Genomic DNA, 19,451 nt, shown 5'->3' with positions numbered 1-19,451 from the left:
ATGTTTTAAATTCATTTAAAGTACCCAACCTCATTCATTCAAAATTTGCACTCATCGAATCTACTAATTTAAATTGATTTTTAGCGCTATTAAAATTATGCAATTTATATGCTATTTTATAACAAACGCTAATCTTTATCGCAAACTAATGTGATTGCTTTTAACTTCTACAGGGACCACCACTATTTCTTGGTTTTATGCCCATAAAAATTTAGGATAAACACCAGTGTCTTTTAACTTTTGTATTTCAGAAGTTACATATGGTTTATCTTCTTTATAGGTAACTCCAAACCAACGCGCATTAGATTTTAAAACTTCCATAGTTGCTGTTCTATCAACAATTACATTGTTTACCACAGATGGAATAAAAAACTCAGCTTTTAATTCTTTATAATTTTTTTCTAAAAACGTTTCAAACATAGATGATGAAATTTCAAAATATTTTGGCGTAAATCCGAAAAAATTCATAGAAACAATGGTTTCTTCTGAAATTGGTTTTAAAACTTCATTTGCATCTTTAAACATTAAATCTCCATTTACTTTTTCAATATGTGTACGCTCTTCAATACCAACTAAAAACCCTTCATTATTTACATTGCATTCACCTCTAGAAACAAAACCATAATCGGAAATTGTATTTTTTAATACGTATCCCATCATATTAAATTGTGTAGCATTTTTATCGGTATTTCTTAGAGCTTCTGCAATTCCCTGAAAAGCTTCTCTTCCATAAAAATCATCAGCATTTATAACAGCAAAATTTTCTGTTACGGCATCTTTTGCCATTAATAAAGCGTGCCCTGTTCCCCAAGGTTTTTCACGGTTATTATCTTTAAATTTTTCTGGAATAGCATCTGTTTCTTGAAAAACATATTCAACTTCTATTTTACCTTCTAGTTTAGGGTTAAAAAATGCTTTAAAATCTTCTTCTATAGTTTTTCTAATAATGAATACTACTTTTCCAAAACCAGCTTGAATGGCGTCATAAATTGAAAAATCTAAAATGGTATCTCCCTGTTCTGAAAAAGTATCTAATTGTTTCAATCCTCCATAACGGCTACCAACTCCTGCAGCCAAAATTACCAATGTTGGTTTACTCATATTCTTGCTTTTTTTTATTTTTAAAATAAATTAATTTTTGATTAATTATGCTATCTGTTCTCTGTGAATTTGTTTCTACAGAATCTATCACTTTTTTCTTTTTCAAAGACAATTTCTCTAACAACTCTCCTCCATTATCAAAATCAATTTGATAATTTAAACCAATTCCTTGTGTGTAACCTTCTTCTTCTTCAGAATACTGAATATCATTTTGCCTATTAAATACAGACGAACGTAAAGTTCCTGATTCATTCATTAAAAATTCAATATTTACTTCTCCAATAATTTCGGTTTGGTTTCCTGTTCCTACGGGCATTCCTACACTTCCGTTTACCACAATACGATCGTTTATTTGATAATCTAAAGCTAAAGAAACTTGGTCATTAATATCTAAATTATCAACTGCATTATTTTCACCAACCGTATACACCGGTGTAAGTCTAAATTTACTATCCTCGCTATTTAATATATTGTCAAAAGCGTTTGTTAACACATCCATTCCAGTTCCATATAAAACCGCATTACTATTTGTTCCCAAATCACCTTCATTATAAAAACTACCTGTAACCAACAAAGCAATAAATTGCGTTGTTTTATCATTGCTTAATTTAAATTCTAACTCAGATGCGACTGTAGAGCTAGAATTAGGGATATCAATATCAAACTCAATATCTGAGTTGAATAATTCTCCTGTGAATCGAGTAATTAAATCAATAGGGATTTTTCGGCTTGAGTTTAAATTTTCAAGTAAAGTTCTTGGATTTGCAGATACTCTATAAATGGCTTGAATATCCATATTTGCAGTTAACGGATCTCCGCTCCAAGAAATAATACCACCTTTTTTTACTGTAAAGGGTTTATTAATGAAACCACCATATTTAAAATCATAAATTCCATTATCAACCACAAAATCGCCATACATTTCAAACTTATCTTTAGTATCTAAATTAATTTGTAAATTTCCTTCTCCACTTCCTTTTAAATAACTTCCTGATGATTTATCTATTACCATTTCAAAAACAGCATCATTGGTAACTTCTAAATTAAAATTCATACTTAATCCTTTTAATTTTTCAGAAATAAATGCTTTTCTAACTTCTTCATCTTCAACAAAAGGATCGGTATTTATAAAACGAATTAATTGCGATGTTTCTGCTGTTTTTACATCGCTTATTGGCATAATAAAATGTGTTCCTTTATTGGTTTTACCTGTAACATCAATTACAAGTTTATCTGTTGGTCCTTTAATGGTTGCTAAACCGTCAAAATAAGCTGTTCCGTAATACAATGATGTTTCTTCTTCTTCGGTATCTAAAACCAAAATGTTATCTGATTCAACCACAAGATCTAAATTCCAAAACTCAAAATTTTGATGCTTTAAAACTCCACTTAAATTAGCCTTGGTATTATTTTTAACATCTCTAAGCGTTACATCTTCAAAGTCAAAAGTTTGATCTTTAAAGTTAATAATACTTGTTCCTACAAAATCAAAATCAACGTTTAAATACGGAAAATACATACCTGCTTCATCTAAAAACAAATCACCTTCCATTGTTGGGTTTGCTACTAAACCTGTTAAGTGAATATTACCGTAAGCGTAGCCTCTAATTTTATTAAAAACATCTTCACCCAAAGGACTAAATGCATCTAATTTAAACTCTTCAAAATCTACAACTATATCTAATGTAGGTTTAGGTGTTGCAAAATCTATTTCTCCTTTTGCTAAAAAATTAGCATTATTATCTCGCTCTAAAGTAATATCTAATAAATATTGTTTTATTGAATTTTTCCCTTCAACATTGATGTCTAAATTTCCTTGATATGAATGATTGATATTGAAATTTGATATAGAAAGATCGACTGTAGGTCGAACAATTTCATTGAATTCGGCAAATTCAATATCACCATTAATTAAACCTTCTAAGTCTAAACTATCAATCTCTGGCGTAATATCAGCCAAATTCACATTTTTAAAATTGAAGTCTAAATCTTTAGAAATGGTATCATTTATAACTCCTGAAAAATCAATACTTTGTTCTTTTGAGCTAATAAAAAACGGGCTAAATGTATACGTGTTTTTAAGTGCATCAAAAACCAACTTGTTATCTGTGTTATTTTCTGGATTGATAACCCAATCATTGTTTTTAAAATTTAGTGTTGATTTTTTTATTCCAACAACAGATTGGTTTTGTTCATTTATGGTGTGATAAAATGAAAAATTATAGGTTTCTGTTTTTTGTTTTCCTCCTTTAAATTGAGCTCCAAAATACAGCGTATCATTTAATGTTTTATTGACTAGATAAATATCAGACAAATTATAGACATTCGATTTTATTTTGTCTACAATTAATTGTGTGTTAAATAAAGGGTTTTTATTATCTACTTGTAATTGAACAGAATCTATAACCGTTGCATATGCTTTTATTTTAGGCGATTTTATGTTGAATTTAAATAAATTTTTATCGGCATCAATATTTCCATTAATAAATGTATTTGCAGACAGAACAACGTCTGGCAAAAATAGTTCAACAATTTTGTTATAAATTTGAAATTTAAAATCTAAATATTGATTTGGCGTTACATTATACGGCTCATAATTTGTATAAATACTCCCTAAAGAATTTTGAATTAATTTACCTAATTCATCAAAATTAAATTTACCGTTTATTTCACCTTCAATAATTTCAGGAGAATTAATTGTCACAGTTTTTACACTGTCTTTAATAGAAGATTTTACGGCAAAATCATTAAAAAAATAGTTTCCTTTTTGGTTTGTGTATAATGAGTTTTTAAAATTAAGTTCTCCCACCAAATTATCTAACTTATTTCCTTTTAAATTAATATTAATATCACCTTTTAAAATTGAAATAGTATCTCGTTGAAAAATATTTAATTTAAACAAATCGCAATAATCTACAGTTGTTTTAAAATCAAACTCATAAACATCTAAAGACAAATCAGCTAAACCATTAAAATTTAATTTAATGTTGTCATCATTCACTTCCATTTCGCCATTAAAATGCTTATTTTTTATAATACCATTTATAGAAATATTTTTGTAATTATACGTGTTGTATTCAAACTCTGAAATAACTCCATTTATAGCTGTATTTATATTTTCAAAAGTAAAACCTTCACCATCAACTTTTGCATCTAATGAGACAGCACCCATAAATTCATCTTTCAAAATTTCACCTAATTGAAAGTTATTAATTTTAACAGCTCCTTTGTACGAAGCTTCATTAATATTTTGAATTCCTGACAATTCCAAATCTGCAACAGCAGTACCCAAATCGGTATCAATAGAAACATTTGCATCCATTAAATTTGTTGAAATATAAGTAGTTCCCTTCAATTTAAATTGTCCAAAATCCTTCAACACTACTGGTAACGAATTTCCTAAAATATTAGGAAGTAAAATTTTTAAATGCTCATAATCTGAAATTAACTTGTCAAAATCAGCATCTAAAGAAAAACCATTTTCTGTATTGAACGAATTCACCAAATATAAATCTCCATTTAAAATAGCATTGGCTTCTGAAGTAAGTTTTAAATTAGTAACTTCTAACTTATTAAGTTGCCCAGAAAGATTGGCTGTTACGTATAACTTATCATCTGTTCCTATTTCATCATAAAAAGCTTTTAAATCTAACAATGAAATAGCTGATTCTTTTATTTCTGCATTTATATCAACTTTGTTATTAAAATCAGCTAAATTATCTCTATCGTACAAAAATTCAATATCAGCATCTAAGGTTGAATTTGCAGTTTCTAAATGCGTATTTAAAAAATGCATCGCATTTAAACTGTAAGTAAATTGTGAAGAAAGAGATTCAACTTTAATTCCATGATTTTCAATAAAGCTAAAACCAATAATACCAACGGTAACATTTGGTCCTTGAATTTTAAAATCTTCTCCAATTCCATCAATTTCAGAAAAAAACAATGGATTCTCATTAGCCACATTTTCATCTATAATTTCAACATATCCATTTTTTAATTCAAGTTCATCTGAAGTTAATTTAAAATTAGAAGGCGTATCACTTTCTTCTCCACTGCTAAATTTGTCTACAAAAACGGTTAAACCATCATATTCTTCGTTTTTATAGGTTTTTATATTTAAAACAAAATTATCTAATAAAATATCTCCAAACTCAAGTTTATTGTTCAATACTTTTTTAAAACTATATAGCGAGCTTTTAAGGTTTTCAGCATAAATTAAAGTATCTCCGTGATGATCTTCTATAAAAACATTTTTGAATTGAACGTTTCCTAAAATTGACAAGTCAACTTTCTCTAAATTAATTGCAACATCAAATTCCTTTTGAAGATAAGAAGTAGCAGTATTTCCTAATTTTGTTTGCACAAAAGGAAGTGATAATATTAAGCTTAGCAGTGCTAATACAACTAGCAAAACCTTTAATATCCTAACTACTATTTTTTTTATTCGTTCGATATGCGTTAAATTTGCATTTTATTGGCAATTTTCGTGCCTTTATTTGTTATTAGATGATAAAAAATAAACCCATTTATATTTTAGGTATAGAATCGTCTTGCGATGATACTAGTGCCTCTGTGATTTGCAACGGAAAGATACTATCAAATGTTGTAGCAAACCAAGAAATACACGCTAAATATGGCGGTGTTGTTCCTGAATTAGCTTCACGTGCACATCAACAAAACATTGTTCCTGTTATTCAACAGGCAATTGAACAAGCAAATATCGACAAAAAAGACTTAAATGCCATAGCTTTTACGCGTGGACCTGGATTAATGGGTTCTTTATTAGTAGGAACCTCTTTTGCCAAGTCTTTAGCACTTGCATTAAACATTCCTTTAATTGCTGTAAATCACATGCAAGGCCACGTTTTGGCGCATTTTATTGATGATGAGAATCAACAAAAACCACCGTTTCCTTTTATGTGCTTAACTATTAGTGGTGGCCACACACAAATTGTAAAAATTAGTGATTATTTCACTATGGAAGTTTTAGGCGAAACGCTTGATGACGCCGTTGGTGAAGCATACGATAAATCGGCAAAAATACTGGGATTACCTTATCCTGGAGGACCTTTGGTAGATAAATATGCCAGACTAGGAAACCCAAAGGCTTTTAACTTTACCAAGCCAAAAGTTGATGGTTTAAATTTTAGCTTTAGCGGATTAAAAACTGCTATTTTATATTTTTTACAAAAAAAAGTTAAAGAAAATCCGAATTTTATTGAAGAGAATTTAAATGATATTTGCGCATCAATACAACATACAATTGTTGGTATTTTATTTGATAAAATAAAATTAGCGGTTGAAGAAACAGGTATTAAACACATTGCCATTGCTGGTGGTGTAAGTGCCAATTCAGAAATTCGAAAAGTTTTAAAAGAAACAGAAACTAAATACGGCTGGACAACTTATATTCCACAATTTCAATTTACAACAGACAATGCAGCAATGATTGCTATTGTTGGGTATTTAAAATATTTAGAAAACGATTTTTCGGAAAGTGAAATAACTGCAACTGCCAGATTAAATGTTAGTGAAAACTAATTGTTTTCTATAAAAGATAGTTTAGAACTTGGTATTTACATCCCAAGCTTCTAAACTATCTTTTATTGTTTTAATAAACAGTCCTCCTAAAGCACCATTTACTACTCTATGATCATATGAATGTGAAATAAACATTTTTTGACGTATTCCAATAAAATCTCCTTCAGGTGTTTCAATTACTGCAGGCACTTTACGTACAGCTCCTAATGCTAAAATTGCAACTTGTGGCTGATTGATTATAGGTGTTCCAAAAACGCTACCAAAACCTCCAACATTTGTTACCGTATAGGTTCCTCCTTGAATATCTTCAGGATTTAAGTTTCCTGAACGTGCTCTTTTAGCCAAATCATTAACAGCTTTTGTCATACCAACTAAATTTAATTGATCGGCGTTTTTTATAACAGGAACAATTAAATTCCCATCGTCTAACGCAGCAGCCATTCCTAAATTAATTGCTTTGCGTTTTATAATTTTATCGCCGTCAACAGCAATATTAATTAATGGATATTCTTTTATGGCATTGGCAACTGCCTGCATAAAAATTGGCGTGTAAGTAATTTTTTCACCTTCACGTTTCAAAAATTCATCTTTAACTTTGTTTCTCCAATTTACAATATTGGTAACATCTACTTCAATAAATGATTGCACATGTGCTGAAGTTTGAATTGAATCAACCATATGATGTGCAATTAATTTACCCATTCTGCTCATTTCAATAATTTCATCTTCACCATTTACAGAAACAGGTACAGGTACAGCAGCTTTTTCAATTTTAGTTTTAGGAACTTCAACAGCTAATGTTGGTTTTGGTTCTATTTTAACAACCTCTTTTACTTTAGCTTTCTTTTTTCCTCTTTCAATGTATGCTAAAATATCATTTTTTGTTACTCTGTTATCTATTCCTGACCCAATAATCGCTTCCAATTCTTCCATTGAAATACCTTCTTTAGAAGCAATATTTCGCACTAATGGCGAAAAGAATTTCCCAGAATTAGATGTATTACTTATTGTTGAAGTTTCAATAACTTCATTTATTTCTTGCTCTAATTGTTGTACCTCAGCTACAACTTCAGGCTTTTCAATTACCTCATTATCTTCAAAAACAGTTTCTTCATTACCCACAGTTTCAATAATAGCAATAGTTTCACCTACTTTTACAACCGCATCAACATCAAATAAAATTTCAACTAAAGTTCCTTCAACTTCACTTGGCACTTCTGAATCTACTTTATCAGTAGCAACCTCAACAACGGCTTCATCTAAATCAACACTATCTCCAATATTTTTTAACCAAGAAGTTATTGTTGCTTCAGCAACACTTTCACCCATTTTTGGAAGCTTAATTTCAAATCTTGACATGATGTTTTTTTTTAGAACTGCAAATTTACAAAAAATATACCCTACATTTAGATTTCCCTCAATTTATAATTTATGTACATTACAATATAAATTATATTATTCTTCTGAAATATTCTTTTTTCGTATAGTATACGTAATTAATTTGCACTTAAACAATTAATTTTACAATTAAAACACTTACTTAACCTTCACTTACACAATCTATTCCATAAAAAAAGCTGAACAGTTGTTCAGCTTTAATTTTTAATATATTAATGTAATTTATATTGTCATTGAAAACACTCTTGTGTTTGGTTTATTTTCAAGTAAACGAAGATCAAAAGCCATACAAACATTACGTACAAACATTCTTCCTTCTTCTTTTACGGTAATTTTAGTTTCAGAAACTTCAACTAAACCATCGTCAATTATTTCTTGAAGTCTTTCTATTATTTGCGCTTTAGTTGTTGCATCAAAACCTACATTCCATTCGGTTTCAAGGTTACACATTAAATTTAAAATGTGTTTTCTTACAATTAAATCTTGCTCCGTTAATAAATGCCCTCTAAATATTGGAATAATTCCATTGTTTACTTTTTCAGTGTACACATCAACATCTTTTTCATTTTGAGCAAATGCATACCATGAATCACTAATTGAAGACATACCTAAACCAATCATTAACTCGGTTTTACCCGCAGTATACCCCATAAAATTACGATGTAACTTTTTAGATTCCATTGCTTTATGTAACGAATCTGTTGGCAATGCAAAATGATCCATACCAACTTCAACATAACCATTATCAAAAAATAATTGTTTTCCTAATTCGTATAAATGGCGCTTTTCATTGTCTTTTGGCAAATCATTTTCATCAAAACCACGCTGTCCTACACCTTTTATCCAAGGTACGTGTGCATAGCTATAATACGCAATTCTATCAGGTTTTAATGCAATGGTATTTTTTATAGTATTTCTAATACTTTCTTCAGTTTGAAAAGGCAATCCAAAAATTAAATCGTGACTGATAGATTCGTATCCAATTTTACGTGATAAATCGTTTACACGTTTTACTTGCTCAAAACTTTGAATTCTATGAATTGCTTTTTGAACTTTAGGATCGTAATCTTGAATACCAAAACTATTTCTACGTGAACCTAAATCATAAAGCGTTTGCAATTGTTTTTCTGAAGTGTGATTTGGATGACCTTCGTAACTAAAATCAAAAACTTCAAACTTATCTGCCCTCTTAAATATTCCGTTGATTAATTTATTTAAATTTTCCGAAGAAAAAAACGTAGGCGTTCCACCTCCTAAATGAATTTCTCTAATTTTTGGTCGTTCAACCAATAAATCACAATATAAATCCCACTCTTTTAATAAAGTTTCAATATAAGGTTGTTCAACTTCGTGACGTTTGGTAATTTTTTTGTGACACGCACAAAACGTACATAAACTTTCACAAAATGGTAAATGAATGTATAAACTTATACCCTCAGCATCATTACTTTCATCAAACGATTTTTTAACTGTACGCTTCCAATCTTGCAATGCTATGCCTTCTTTATTCCAAAACGGTACCGTAGGATAACTGGTGTATCTTGGTCCGGGAATATTATATTTTTGAATTAAATTATTCATAATTAGTAGTGAGTAGTGAGAAATTAGTACCAAGATACATCTCAATACTTTAATCTCAATTCTAAAATCTATTGATTATACTCCTTTACAGCATCAATAAATGCTTTGGCATTGTCTAATGGAATGTGTGGTAAAATACCGTGTCCTAAATTCACTATATATTTATCTTTTCCAAAGCCATCAATCATTTCTTTTACCATTGATTTTATAACTTTTGTAGGAGATAATAAACGAACCGGATCAAAGTTACCTTGTAAGGTTATTTTATTTCCTGTTAATTTTCTTGCTACTTGCGGTGCAACTGTCCAATCTACACCTAAGGCTGATGCATTTGAATTTGCCATGTCTTCTAAGGCAAACCAACAACCTTTTCCAAATGCAATTACCGGAGCATCATCTTTCAATGCTTCAATAATTTGATTGATATATTGCCAAGAAAACTCTTGATAATCTGTTGGAGACAACATTCCTCCCCAAGAGTCAAATATTTGAACTGCATTTACTCCTGCTTTTACTTTTTCTTTTAAATAAGCAATAGTTGTATCAGTAATTTTTTGCAATAATGTGTGGGCTGCAACAGGTTGTGTAAAACAAAACTCTTTAGCTTTATCAAAGTTTTTAGAACCTTGACCTTGTACACAATAACACAAAATTGTCCAAGGGGAACCTGCAAAACCAATTAAAGGAATTTCATCATTCAACAATTCTTTAGTTGCTTTAATAGCTTCCATAACATACCCTAAAGTTTCATCAATATCTGGAACAATTACATTATCCACATCTTTTTGAGAACGAACTGGGTTTGGTAACCAAGGTCCAATTCCAGGTTTCATTTCTACCTCAATATTCATTGCCTGTGGAATTACTAAAATATCCGAAAATAAAATAGCAGCATCCATTCCGTATCTACGAATAGGTTGCACTGTTATTTCTGAAGCCAATTCAGGAGTTCTACAACGTGTAAAAAAATCATATTTTTCACGAATTGCTATAAACTCAGGTAAATATCTTCCTGCCTGACGCATCATCCAAACTGGTGGACGTTCAACAACTTCTCCTTTTAAAGCTCTTAAAAATAAATCGTTTTTAATCATCTATCTTATATCGTATTTTTAGTTAGTTGTAATCTTCTTTATACATTAAATTTATCAGCAACAGCTTTCATTGCAACTTGAATTGCAGACCTTACTTTATAAATATCTCTTTTTGTCATTGCGGTAGCTAAAAACCAAGATTCAAATTGAGAAGGAGGCAAAAACACGCCATTTTCCATCATTTTCCAAAAGAAAGTTTTAAACTTATCTGTGTCACTTGTTTGTGCTGTTTTAAAATCTACAACTCTTGTTTTTGTAAAAAATGGATTGATCATAGATCCAAATCTATTTACCTGTAAATCAACGCCATTTTCTTTGGCTGCTGTTTTCATTTCACGCTCTAAAAACGCTGCTGTTTTTTCAAAATCACTATACGGATCTTGTTTTTTCAACTCTTTTAAAGTAGCAATACCACAAGCCATTGCAATTGGATTACCTGATAAAGTTCCTGCTTGGTACATATCTCCCAACGGAGCAACCATTTCCATAATTTCGTTTCTAGCTCCATAAGCTCCAACTGGAAAACCTCCACCAACAACTTTACCTAAACAAGTAATATCAGCTTGAAAACCTAACAGCTCTTGTGCACCTCCAAATTTTGAACGAAAACCTGTCATAACCTCATCAGCAATTAATAGTACATCATTTGCTTTCGCTAATTCGTTTAATTCTTTAATAAATTTACTAGAAGGTTGAATTACTCCCATATTCCCAGCAATTGGTTCAATAATAATGGCCGCAACATCATCCTTTTTTAAATGACGTTCTACACTTTTTATATTATTAAATTCAGCAATTAAGGTATTTTTTACTGCTTCATCAGGCACTCCTTTACTACCAGGAATACTTAATGTTGCTAATCCTGAACCAGCTGCAACTAATAACGAGTCTGAATGCCCGTGATAACAACCAGCAAATTTTATAATTTTATTTTTTCCTGTATATGCTCTTGCCAAACGAATAGCACTTAATACAGCTTCAGTTCCAGAGTTTACAAAACGAACTTTATCCATTCCCGGAAAAACATCACAAACCATTTTAGCTAAAATAATTTCACCTTTTGTTGATGCTCCAAACGTGTATCCTCTTTTTAAATATTTTTTAATTGTTTTTTCAACAACACTATTTCTATGTCCTAAAATCATAGGTCCATAAGAAAGCACCATGTCTACATATTCATTTCCATCAACATCGTAAATTTTACTTCCTTTTGCTTTGTCTATAAAAATAGGAACTCCACCAACAGATTTAAATGCTCTAACAGGTGAGTTTACCGCACCAACCAAGTTTTTTTTACCTTTTGTATAAAGTTCTATAGATTTTTCTAATTTCATAATTCTATTTTTTTAGTAATTAAACATGTTTGAAATCATTATCACTTCAACTCCACTCAGTGACCAATTTCATTGTAGTTCAACCAATTTATTTTTTAAGTAATAATTTAGCCACATCTTTTGCAAAATAGGTAATAATAATATCTGCTCCTGCTCTTTTCATAGAAAGTAAACTTTCCATCATTACACGATCGCCATCAATCCAACCTTTTTCAGCAGCTGCTTTTATCATAGCATATTCACCACTTACATTATAACAAGCTATTGGCCTATCAAAATTATTTTTTAAATCACGAATAATATCTAAATAAGCTAATGCAGGTTTTACCATTAAAATATCAGCTCCTTCTTGGTCATCAAAAGTGGCTTCACGTAAACCTTCATCACGGTTTGATGGATCCATTTGATACGTTCTTCTATCTCCAAAAGTAGGAGCTGAATCTGCGGCATCTCTAAAAGGTCCATAAAATGCTGAAGAGTATTTAACAGCATACGACATAATTGGCAAGATTGGAAACCCTGTATTGTCTAATGATTCACGTATCATTGCAATCATTCCATCCATCATTCCTGACGGTGCAACCATATCAACTCCTGCCTTTGCGTGCGAAATTACCTGCTTTGCAAGGTTTACCAAAGTAGCATCATTATCAACATCATTATCATGAATAATTCCACAATGTCCGTGACTAGTATATTCACAAAAACACACATCAGTAATTACATATAAACTTGGATAGTTTTTTTTAATAAAACGAATTGCTTTCTGCATAATTCCTTCATCATTCCAAGTTTCAGAACCTGTATCATCTTTTTCAGAAGGTATTCCAAACAATAAAACAGCTGGAATATCTAAGGCCACAACTTCATCTAATTCTTTTGAAATTGTATCTAATGAAAAACGCTTAATTCCGGGCATTGAAACAATTTCTGTTTCAATATTTTCTCCTTCTTCAATAAACAAAGGATAAATTAAATCGTCTGTTGTTAGTTTGTTTTCTCTAACTAAACGACGAATGTTTTCGGTTTTACGTAAACGTCTGGTTCTATTTATCATTGTAACTTTTTTTATTCTTCTACTTCTTCAAAATGTGTATTTACCGATTTCAATAAACTTTCAACAGTTGAAACTTTTGATACAATTACTTGGTCAAAATGCTTTTTAGCTTCGGCACCAGTAGTTTCACCAATACAAAAAGCAACACTGCTGCTTGTTGAATTCTCTTCTAAATAACTTTCAATACCTGAAGGACTGTAAAAAAGAATTCCTTTGTATTTTTCGTCTATTTTTCTAGGTGTTAATTGCGTTTTATAACATTCAACTTCATTCACCTCAATAGCATTCTCGGTTAAAATTGAAGGTAGTTCATCTCGTCTTTTATTTCCACAAAAGAACGTCACATTTTTATCTTCTAAATTTTCAACCAAATATGTTGCCAATTTTTCAGCATCTTTTGCTACATGTGCAACTTTACCAATTCTTTTTTCAATCAATCTTTTAGTTCTTCTTCCAACACAATATATATTTTCAAAATCAAGTTCAGTAGCATCAAAATTGTTTAACAATGCTTCTACCGCATTTTGACTTGTAAAAACCACATTTTTTATTGGTTTCTTTACCAAAATTCTTTTTAATCGGTTGTTTCTAATAGTAATAAAATCACTACTTCCAACTCCTATTTTAGAGTCTAATAAATTAGTTTGATCTAAAGACAAACTTTTTGTTGAATAAATTAGAGTTGCTTTTTCAACATTTGAAGCGTGAATAGATTTCATTAGGTTTTTAGCTCCTCTTTCTAACAAAAATTTAGCACCATATTCACCTAAATCCCAAGCGTTATCAACCGGAACTGTTTTTGAAAATTCCATTTTATTTGAACCATCAGGACTAAATAAAACAGCTTTAAATTTCACTTCTTCTTTTATAATTAATGCCAAAGCTCCAATTGGCGCAGTACAACCGCCTTCTAAAACACGTAAAAAATCACGTTCAATCTTCACACATTTGGCTGTGTCTTCGTGGTTAATTTGCTTAACGTATTCTAATAACTCTTTATTTTTATCTAATGCTGCTACCATTACAGCTCCTTGTGCAGGAGCCGGAACCATCCAATCTAAAATAATATGTTTTTCTTGTGGTGGTAATAACTTTAACCGTTTTAAACCTATTTTGGCAAAAACAGCTCCATTCCAATCGTTATCTTCTAACTTTTGTAAACGAGAATTTACATTACCGCGTAAACCAACAATAGTATGATTTGGGTAACGGTACAACCATTGTGCTTTTCTACGTAAACTTCCTGTGGCTATAACAGCATTTTTTTCGGTAAAAAAATCTTCGCCATCTTTCATTACCAAAACGTCATTAAAATCACCTCTTTTAATAACTGCCGCTTGTACAATTCCTTCAGGTAATTGCGTAGGCACATCTTTAAATGAATGTACGGCAATATCAATTTTTCCGTTTAGCAAAGCTACATCAAGGTTTTTTGTAAAAACGCCAGTAACTCCTAGTTCATATAAAGGTTTATCTAAAACTATATCTCCAATAGAATCGATTTTTACAATTTCAGTTTCACAACCAAAATGTTCTAATTGTTGCGCCACAGTGTTAGCTTGCCACATCGCTAAATCACTTGAGCGTGTTCCAATTCTTATTATTTTATCCATTCTATATTTTAGTTTTTTCAGTGTTGAAAATTTTGCTTATTACATTTATGCTTTGATCAATAGATGTTTCATCAGCTTTTAAATGCTTTACAAATTGTGTGGTAATTTTTTGAATCATTCTATTCGTAACAAACTCAGCGTGTTCAATGTTAAAATCTTTAATTTTCTTTGCGTGAAAATCTATTTCACTGTGCTGAATTAATTGTAATGATTCTTTTAGGGCGTTAACAGCTGGTACAAATTTCCTGTGAGAAATCCAGTCATTAAATTCCGATTTATATTTATTTATAATTTCTTCAGTTGCAGGAATTTCACTTTTTCGAGTTTCAATTGTTTTTTTAGTAATTTGAGAAAGTTCATCTACATTTACCAAAGTAACTCCTTGCATTCCTTTTACTTCAACATCAACATTTTCTGGCATTGATAAATCAAGAATTAACAACTCTTGATTTGGTTTTAAATGTTCTTTTTTAACCGTTGGAACACTTGCTCCGGTAGATACAATTAAAATATCTGCTTGTTGAATTTCTTCAGACAAACATTCAAAAGTAACGGCTTTAACTGTTGGATGCTCTTTTACAAAGCTTTGTGTTTTTTCAAATGTTCTATTTACCAAAGCAACATTTTTACTTGCTGTATATTCTAAAACATTTTTACAAGTATTTTTTCCCATATCACCTAAACCATAAATTAAAATATTTTGATTTTCGTGATTTGGCATTTTTTCAATAATGTATTGAACGGCCGCATATGAAACTGAGGTAGTTCCTGAGCTTAACTTTGTATTATTTTTTACGTCTTTACTTGCTTGTAAAACCAAATTCATCAAACGCTCTATATAAGCATTTGTGGTTCCATACATTTTTGCTTGACTATAAGATTCTTTTAACTGACCAACAATTTCGTAATCACCTAAAATTTGACTGTCTAAACCTGTACCAATTTTAAACAAGTGCCTAACCGCATCTTTGTTTGTGTACACATTTGAAACATTTATAAAATCTTCAACATTACCATTTGAATATTTTACCAATAAGCTAATAAGTTCAAACGGATGCTTTGCAAATCCAGTTATTTCAGTTCTATTACACGTTGATAACACAAAAATACCATCAACTCCATTTGCTTTTGCGTCTTTTAATAATAATTTTTGGTTTTCTTTAGTAATACTAAAAGCACCACGCATAGCAGCATCAGCTTTTTTGTAACTTAAACCTACATTGTAAAACTTTGTAGGGATATTTTCATGGTTCATAAAAAAAATATTATCAAATAAGTATCGACAAAAGTACAACCTTATATTTTTGAAAAACAACGCTAAAAGTACTTTTATTATCGCAATAAGTTACATTACTTAATTTAGATTAATTCCAGATAACGCGCTTACCCCTATTAAATAAAGAGAATAACCAATAAAACTAGTAAAAATAACTGCTGATAATTATCATTTAATGTATACAAAACATTTAATATTTATTGTTTTTTTATTGTACTTTTGTAGTTGATTTGATAATTATTCAATAAAATAACATATGAAATTCACTTTTGATAACTATAAAAATATCGACAAAAGTTCTCATTTAATTTTTAATGAAGAAAACACTTTTAAAGTATTTCATTTCAATAACTTATCAGAAGAAACTCAATTTTTTAAACACGATTTGAGTCATAATTACATTCAATTATATTTTGAAACCAATCAAAACTCTAAAATTGCATTTAATATGGAGCATTGCTCTATAAATTTAAATTTTGGAGATTCAAGTATGGTTTATTTTAAAGATGACACCATGAAAATACTCTTTAATTTAGCTCCAAAATCTGATTTAATTGGCATTCTTATTTCTATTGAATTTTTTCATTCGTTGTTCACTATTGAAGGCAATTCACTTATAAATTTCAGCAATTTTAAAACTGGAAAACCTATTATAGAACCTAAAAAAATTAGCAACTCCGTAAATTTAATTTTAAACCAATTAACTACAAAACAGCTCAACCAATCTTTAAGACCTGTTTATTTAAAAGGAAAAATTTACGAGTTATTAAGTTACTATTTTAGTAATGCATCAGAAAATGAAACAGAAAATTGCCCTTACATAGCAAGTGAAGAAACCATTTCAAAAATTAAAAATGCTAAAGAAATAATTATTGAAGAAATGAACAATCCACCTTCGTTAGATGAATTGGCTAAAAAAGTTGGGTTGAATATTAAAAAATTAAAAACTGATTTTAAAGAGTTTTATGGCGTTCCTGTTTTTACATTCTTATTAAATTACAAAATGGAATTGGCCAAAAAACTACTTTTAGAACAACAACTAAACGTGAATGAAGTTGCCTTAAATTTAGGGTATAGCAATTCAAGCCATTTTATTGCTGCATTCAAACGAAAATTCGGAATTACACCAAAACAATTTGCAAAATCATAAAACATGAAAGGAGCCTTATTAATAAATTTAGGATCACCAAATAGTACCTCAGTTAAAGACGTTAGAGATTATTTAGATGAATTTTTAATGGATGAGTATGTAATAGACAAGCCTTACTTTTTTAGAGCATTATTAGTAAAAGGTATTATTTTAAATACCCGCCCAAAAAAATCAGCGGCCGCTTATAAAAAAATATGGTGGAAAGAAGGTTCTCCGCTTATTGTACTATCTGAAAGATTACACCAACATGTAAAAAAACAAGTTGACATTCCGGTAGAATTGGCAATGCGTTACGGAAAACCATCCTTAAAAAGTGGTATTCAAAAATTAGTTGATCAAGGAGTTACTGAAATTTATTTGGTACCGTTGTACCCGCAATTTGCCATGGCTTCAACTGAAACTATTTTAGCTTTGGCCAATAAATTGGTAAAAAAACATTTCCCTGAAGTTACCTTAAGTGATTTGCCTGCATTTTACAATAAACCAGATTATATTGAGGCCTTAAGTGCAAGTATTAAAAAATCATTAGATGAATCAAAACCTGAACATTTATTGTTTTCTTATCACGGTCTTCCTGAACGTCACATTAGAAAATCTGACGTTACTAAATCTCACTGTAAATTAGATGGAAGTTGTTGTAATACAACTTCACCTGCACATGAATTTTGTTACAGACATCAATGTTACGAAACCACTAAATTGGTTGCCGAAAAATTAAACTTAAAAGAAGACTTTTACAGTGTTTCTTTTCAATCTAGATTAGGAAGAGATCCTTGGATAAAACCTTATACCGATTTTGTGATTGATGATTTTGCAAAAGATGGTTTAAAAAAATTAGCCGTTGTAACACCTGCATTTGTTTCAGACTGTTTAGAAACTTTAGAAGAAATTGGAATGGAGGCGAAAGAATCGTTTATTGAAAATGGTGGTGAAGAGTTTACAGCAATTCCTTGCTTAAACGAAGATGAAAAATGGATTGAAACGCTTTCAAACTGGATTAATATTTGGGCTGCAAAATAATTTAGTTTATGGATTACCTTTACATAAAAGCACTGCACATTATATTTATAACTACTTGGTTTGCAGGTTTATTTTACATTATTCGTTTATTTATTTATTACAAAGAAGCAGAAGAAAAACCTGCAATTGAAAAGAATATTTTAACAGAACAATATCAATTAATGATTAAAAGGCTTTGGTATATTATTACCTGGCCTTCAGCTGTTTTAGCTACAATTTTTGCCGTTTGGTTATTAATTTTACAACCTGCTTGGTTACAAATGGGATGGATGCAAATTAAATTAGGTTTTGTAGCTGCTCTTTTTGCATACCATTGGTCTTGTCAGGTTTTATACAATCAAATTGTAAAAGGAAATTTAAAATTTTCATCGTTTGCTTTACGAATTTGGAATGAAGTTGCAACCATTATTTTATTCTCTTGCGTATTTTTAGTGGTTTTAAAAACTTCTTTTGGATGGATTTTTGGTGTGTCAGGAATTATTGGTGTTTCAGTTTTATTAATGTTAGGAATTAAACTATACAAAAACATTCGAAACAAAAATAGTTGGGATAAAAAATGATTTACCAGAAACTAGTCTGTTTCCCATTTTAAAAATCAATCTTTATAAGGAATTTTCAAACGGAATTCTGTTTAAAATACTTCGTCCCAAGGTAACTTCATCAGCATATTCAAGTTCGTCTCCAACCGCAATTCCGCGCGCTATGGTAGATGTTTTAATGTTAAATTCTTCTAACTGTTTAAAAATATAAAAATTGGTAGTATCACCTTCAATGGTAGAACTTAGCGCAAAAATAACTTCTTTTACCAATCCTTTTTTCACTTTTTCAACCAAACTATCTATGGTTAAATTATGCGGACCAATTCCTTCAATAGGAGAAATTTTACCTCCTAACACATGGTACAAACCTTTAAATTGAGCTGTATTTTCAATTGCCATAACATCTCGTACATCTTCAACAACACAAACAACTTCAGTATTTCTTGAGTGAGACGCACAAATTTCACACGTATCTACATCTGAAATATTATGGCATTGTTTACATAATTTTATCTCATCAACTAAATTGGTAAGTGCATTTGCCAAATGATGCGATTGTGAAGCTGGTTGTTTTAGTAAATGTAACACCAAACGCAAAGCTGTTCTTTTACCAATTCCTGGCAATTGAGAAACTTCATTAACGGCATTTTCTAAAAGTTTTGACGAAAAATTCATGTGGCAAATGTACAATTAGGAAACGATATTCTCAATAATTTTAGTTTCTTTGTTATTCAGATATTAAAA

Annotated in this window: 14 protein-coding genes; 4 read left to right on the top strand and 10 right to left on the bottom strand. The window is 30.2% G+C overall.

Translation table 11 applies throughout. From position 1 onward, the window contains the following. Window positions 1–195: 195 nt before the first annotated feature. Window positions 196–1,101, bottom strand: coding sequence for a nucleotidyltransferase family protein (locus ACFQ5N_RS12130; RefSeq protein ID WP_386809850.1), 906 nt, complete (start codon window positions 1,099–1,101; stop codon window positions 196–198). Further along, a complete protein-coding gene (locus tag ACFQ5N_RS12125) occupies window positions 1,094–5,467 on the bottom strand; it encodes a translocation/assembly module TamB domain-containing protein (RefSeq protein ID WP_386809848.1) in 4,374 nt (1,457 codons plus the stop codon). Before ACFQ5N_RS12125 ends, ACFQ5N_RS12130 begins: the two co-directional genes overlap by 8 nt. A 143-nt stretch (window positions 5,468–5,610) precedes the next feature. On the opposite strand from ACFQ5N_RS12125, the gene tsaD reads away from it, so the two are divergent. After that, window positions 5,611–6,645 (top strand): tRNA (adenosine(37)-N6)-threonylcarbamoyltransferase complex transferase subunit TsaD, encoded by a 1,035-nt coding sequence (gene tsaD / locus ACFQ5N_RS12120; protein WP_386809847.1) that lies wholly within the window; start codon window positions 5,611–5,613, stop codon window positions 6,643–6,645. A gap of 21 nt (window positions 6,646–6,666) precedes the next feature. On the opposite strand, the gene ACFQ5N_RS12115 is transcribed toward tsaD, so the two are convergent. The 7 genes from ACFQ5N_RS12115 to hemA all read right to left on the bottom strand — a co-directional run bounded on the left by ACFQ5N_RS12115 (window position 6,667) and on the right by hemA (window position 15,977). Beyond that, the gene (locus tag ACFQ5N_RS12115) at window positions 6,667–8,004 is read right to left on the bottom strand and encodes a dihydrolipoamide acetyltransferase family protein (RefSeq protein WP_386809846.1); all 1,338 of its coding nucleotides are present in this window, start codon (window positions 8,002–8,004) and stop codon (window positions 6,667–6,669) included. Window positions 8,005–8,265: 261 nt separating this feature from the next. Then, window positions 8,266–9,624, bottom strand: coding sequence for an oxygen-independent coproporphyrinogen III oxidase (gene hemN / locus ACFQ5N_RS12110; protein WP_386809845.1), 1,359 nt, complete (start codon window positions 9,622–9,624; stop codon window positions 8,266–8,268). Window positions 9,625–9,692: 68 nt separating this feature from the next. Then, complete coding sequence (gene hemE / locus ACFQ5N_RS12105) at window positions 9,693–10,718, bottom strand: uroporphyrinogen decarboxylase (RefSeq protein WP_386809843.1); 1,026 nt, start codon at window positions 10,716–10,718, stop codon at window positions 9,693–9,695. A gap of 38 nt (window positions 10,719–10,756) precedes the next feature. After that, window positions 10,757–12,052, bottom strand: a complete 1,296-nt coding sequence (gene hemL / locus ACFQ5N_RS12100) for a glutamate-1-semialdehyde 2,1-aminomutase (protein ID WP_386809842.1) — start codon at window positions 12,050–12,052, stop codon at window positions 10,757–10,759. Window positions 12,053–12,140: 88 nt separating this feature from the next. Next, a complete protein-coding gene (hemB, locus tag ACFQ5N_RS12095; RefSeq protein ID WP_386809934.1) occupies window positions 12,141–13,106 on the bottom strand; it encodes a porphobilinogen synthase in 966 nt (321 codons plus the stop codon). A 14-nt stretch (window positions 13,107–13,120) separates the two neighbouring features. Next, window positions 13,121–14,722: a hydroxymethylbilane synthase gene (gene hemC, locus ACFQ5N_RS12090; protein WP_386809841.1), complete on the bottom strand. Its 1,602-nt coding sequence runs from the start codon at window positions 14,720–14,722 to the stop codon at window positions 13,121–13,123. Window position 14,723: 1 nt separating this feature from the next. Next, on the bottom strand, window positions 14,724–15,977 hold the full coding sequence (gene hemA, locus ACFQ5N_RS12085) for a glutamyl-tRNA reductase (protein WP_386809840.1): 1,254 nt from the start codon (window positions 15,975–15,977) through the stop codon (window positions 14,724–14,726). 277 nt (window positions 15,978–16,254) lie between these two features. On the opposite strand from hemA, the gene ACFQ5N_RS12080 reads away from it, so the two are divergent. From ACFQ5N_RS12080 to ACFQ5N_RS12070, 3 genes are read left to right on the top strand one after another with little or no spacing between them, the layout of a single operon-like run. After that, window positions 16,255–17,148, top strand: a complete 894-nt coding sequence (locus ACFQ5N_RS12080; protein WP_386809839.1) for an AraC family transcriptional regulator — start codon at window positions 16,255–16,257, stop codon at window positions 17,146–17,148. Between the two features lie 3 nt (window positions 17,149–17,151). Further along, window positions 17,152–18,168 carry a ferrochelatase gene (gene hemH, locus ACFQ5N_RS12075; protein ID WP_386809837.1) on the top strand — a complete coding sequence of 339 codons (1,017 nt, stop codon included), beginning with the start codon at window positions 17,152–17,154 and terminating at the stop codon, window positions 18,166–18,168. An 8-nt stretch (window positions 18,169–18,176) separates the two neighbouring features. After that, entirely contained in the window at window positions 18,177–18,728 is a 552-nt protein-coding gene (locus tag ACFQ5N_RS12070; protein ID WP_386809836.1) for a CopD family protein, read from the top strand. A 42-nt stretch (window positions 18,729–18,770) separates the two neighbouring features. Here the strand turns inward: ACFQ5N_RS12070 and recR are convergent, their stop codons facing one another. Beyond that, window positions 18,771–19,382: a recombination mediator RecR gene (gene recR / locus ACFQ5N_RS12065; RefSeq protein WP_386809835.1), complete on the bottom strand. Its 612-nt coding sequence runs from the start codon at window positions 19,380–19,382 to the stop codon at window positions 18,771–18,773. Window positions 19,383–19,451: the final 69 nt, after the last annotated feature.

Origin of the sequence: Lutibacter holmesii (assembly GCF_042679665.1) — a bacterium.
GTDB lineage: Bacteria > Bacteroidota > Bacteroidia > Flavobacteriales > Flavobacteriaceae > Lutibacter > Lutibacter holmesii.
Note: the sequence above shows the minus strand (reverse complement) of the source record. Positions and strands in the feature narration are given on the sequence as shown.

Excerpts from the sequence above, each read along its gene's own strand:
- ACFQ5N_RS12080 (WP_386809839.1), top strand. The coding sequence starts at position 16,255 with ATGAAATTCACTTTTGATAACTATAAAAATATCGACAAAAGTTCTCAT.
- hemL (WP_386809842.1), bottom strand. The coding sequence starts at position 12,052 with ATGAAATTAGAAAAATCTATAGAACTTTATACAAAAGGTAAAAAAAAC.
- hemC (WP_386809841.1), bottom strand. The coding sequence starts at position 14,722 with ATGGATAAAATAATAAGAATTGGAACACGCTCAAGTGATTTAGCGATG.
- hemN (WP_386809845.1), bottom strand. The coding sequence starts at position 9,624 with ATGAATAATTTAATTCAAAAATATAATATTCCCGGACCAAGATACACC.
- ACFQ5N_RS12115 (WP_386809846.1), bottom strand. The coding sequence starts at position 8,004 with ATGTCAAGATTTGAAATTAAGCTTCCAAAAATGGGTGAAAGTGTTGCT.
- tsaD (WP_386809847.1), top strand. The coding sequence starts at position 5,611 with ATGATAAAAAATAAACCCATTTATATTTTAGGTATAGAATCGTCTTGC.
- hemH (WP_386809837.1), top strand. The coding sequence starts at position 17,152 with ATGAAAGGAGCCTTATTAATAAATTTAGGATCACCAAATAGTACCTCA.
- ACFQ5N_RS12070 (WP_386809836.1), top strand. The coding sequence starts at position 18,177 with ATGGATTACCTTTACATAAAAGCACTGCACATTATATTTATAACTACT.
- hemA (WP_386809840.1), bottom strand. The coding sequence starts at position 15,977 with ATGAACCATGAAAATATCCCTACAAAGTTTTACAATGTAGGTTTAAGT.
- recR (WP_386809835.1), bottom strand. The coding sequence starts at position 19,382 with ATGAATTTTTCGTCAAAACTTTTAGAAAATGCCGTTAATGAAGTTTCT.
- ACFQ5N_RS12130 (WP_386809850.1), bottom strand. The coding sequence starts at position 1,101 with ATGAGTAAACCAACATTGGTAATTTTGGCTGCAGGAGTTGGTAGCCGT.
- hemE (WP_386809843.1), bottom strand. The coding sequence starts at position 10,718 with ATGATTAAAAACGATTTATTTTTAAGAGCTTTAAAAGGAGAAGTTGTT.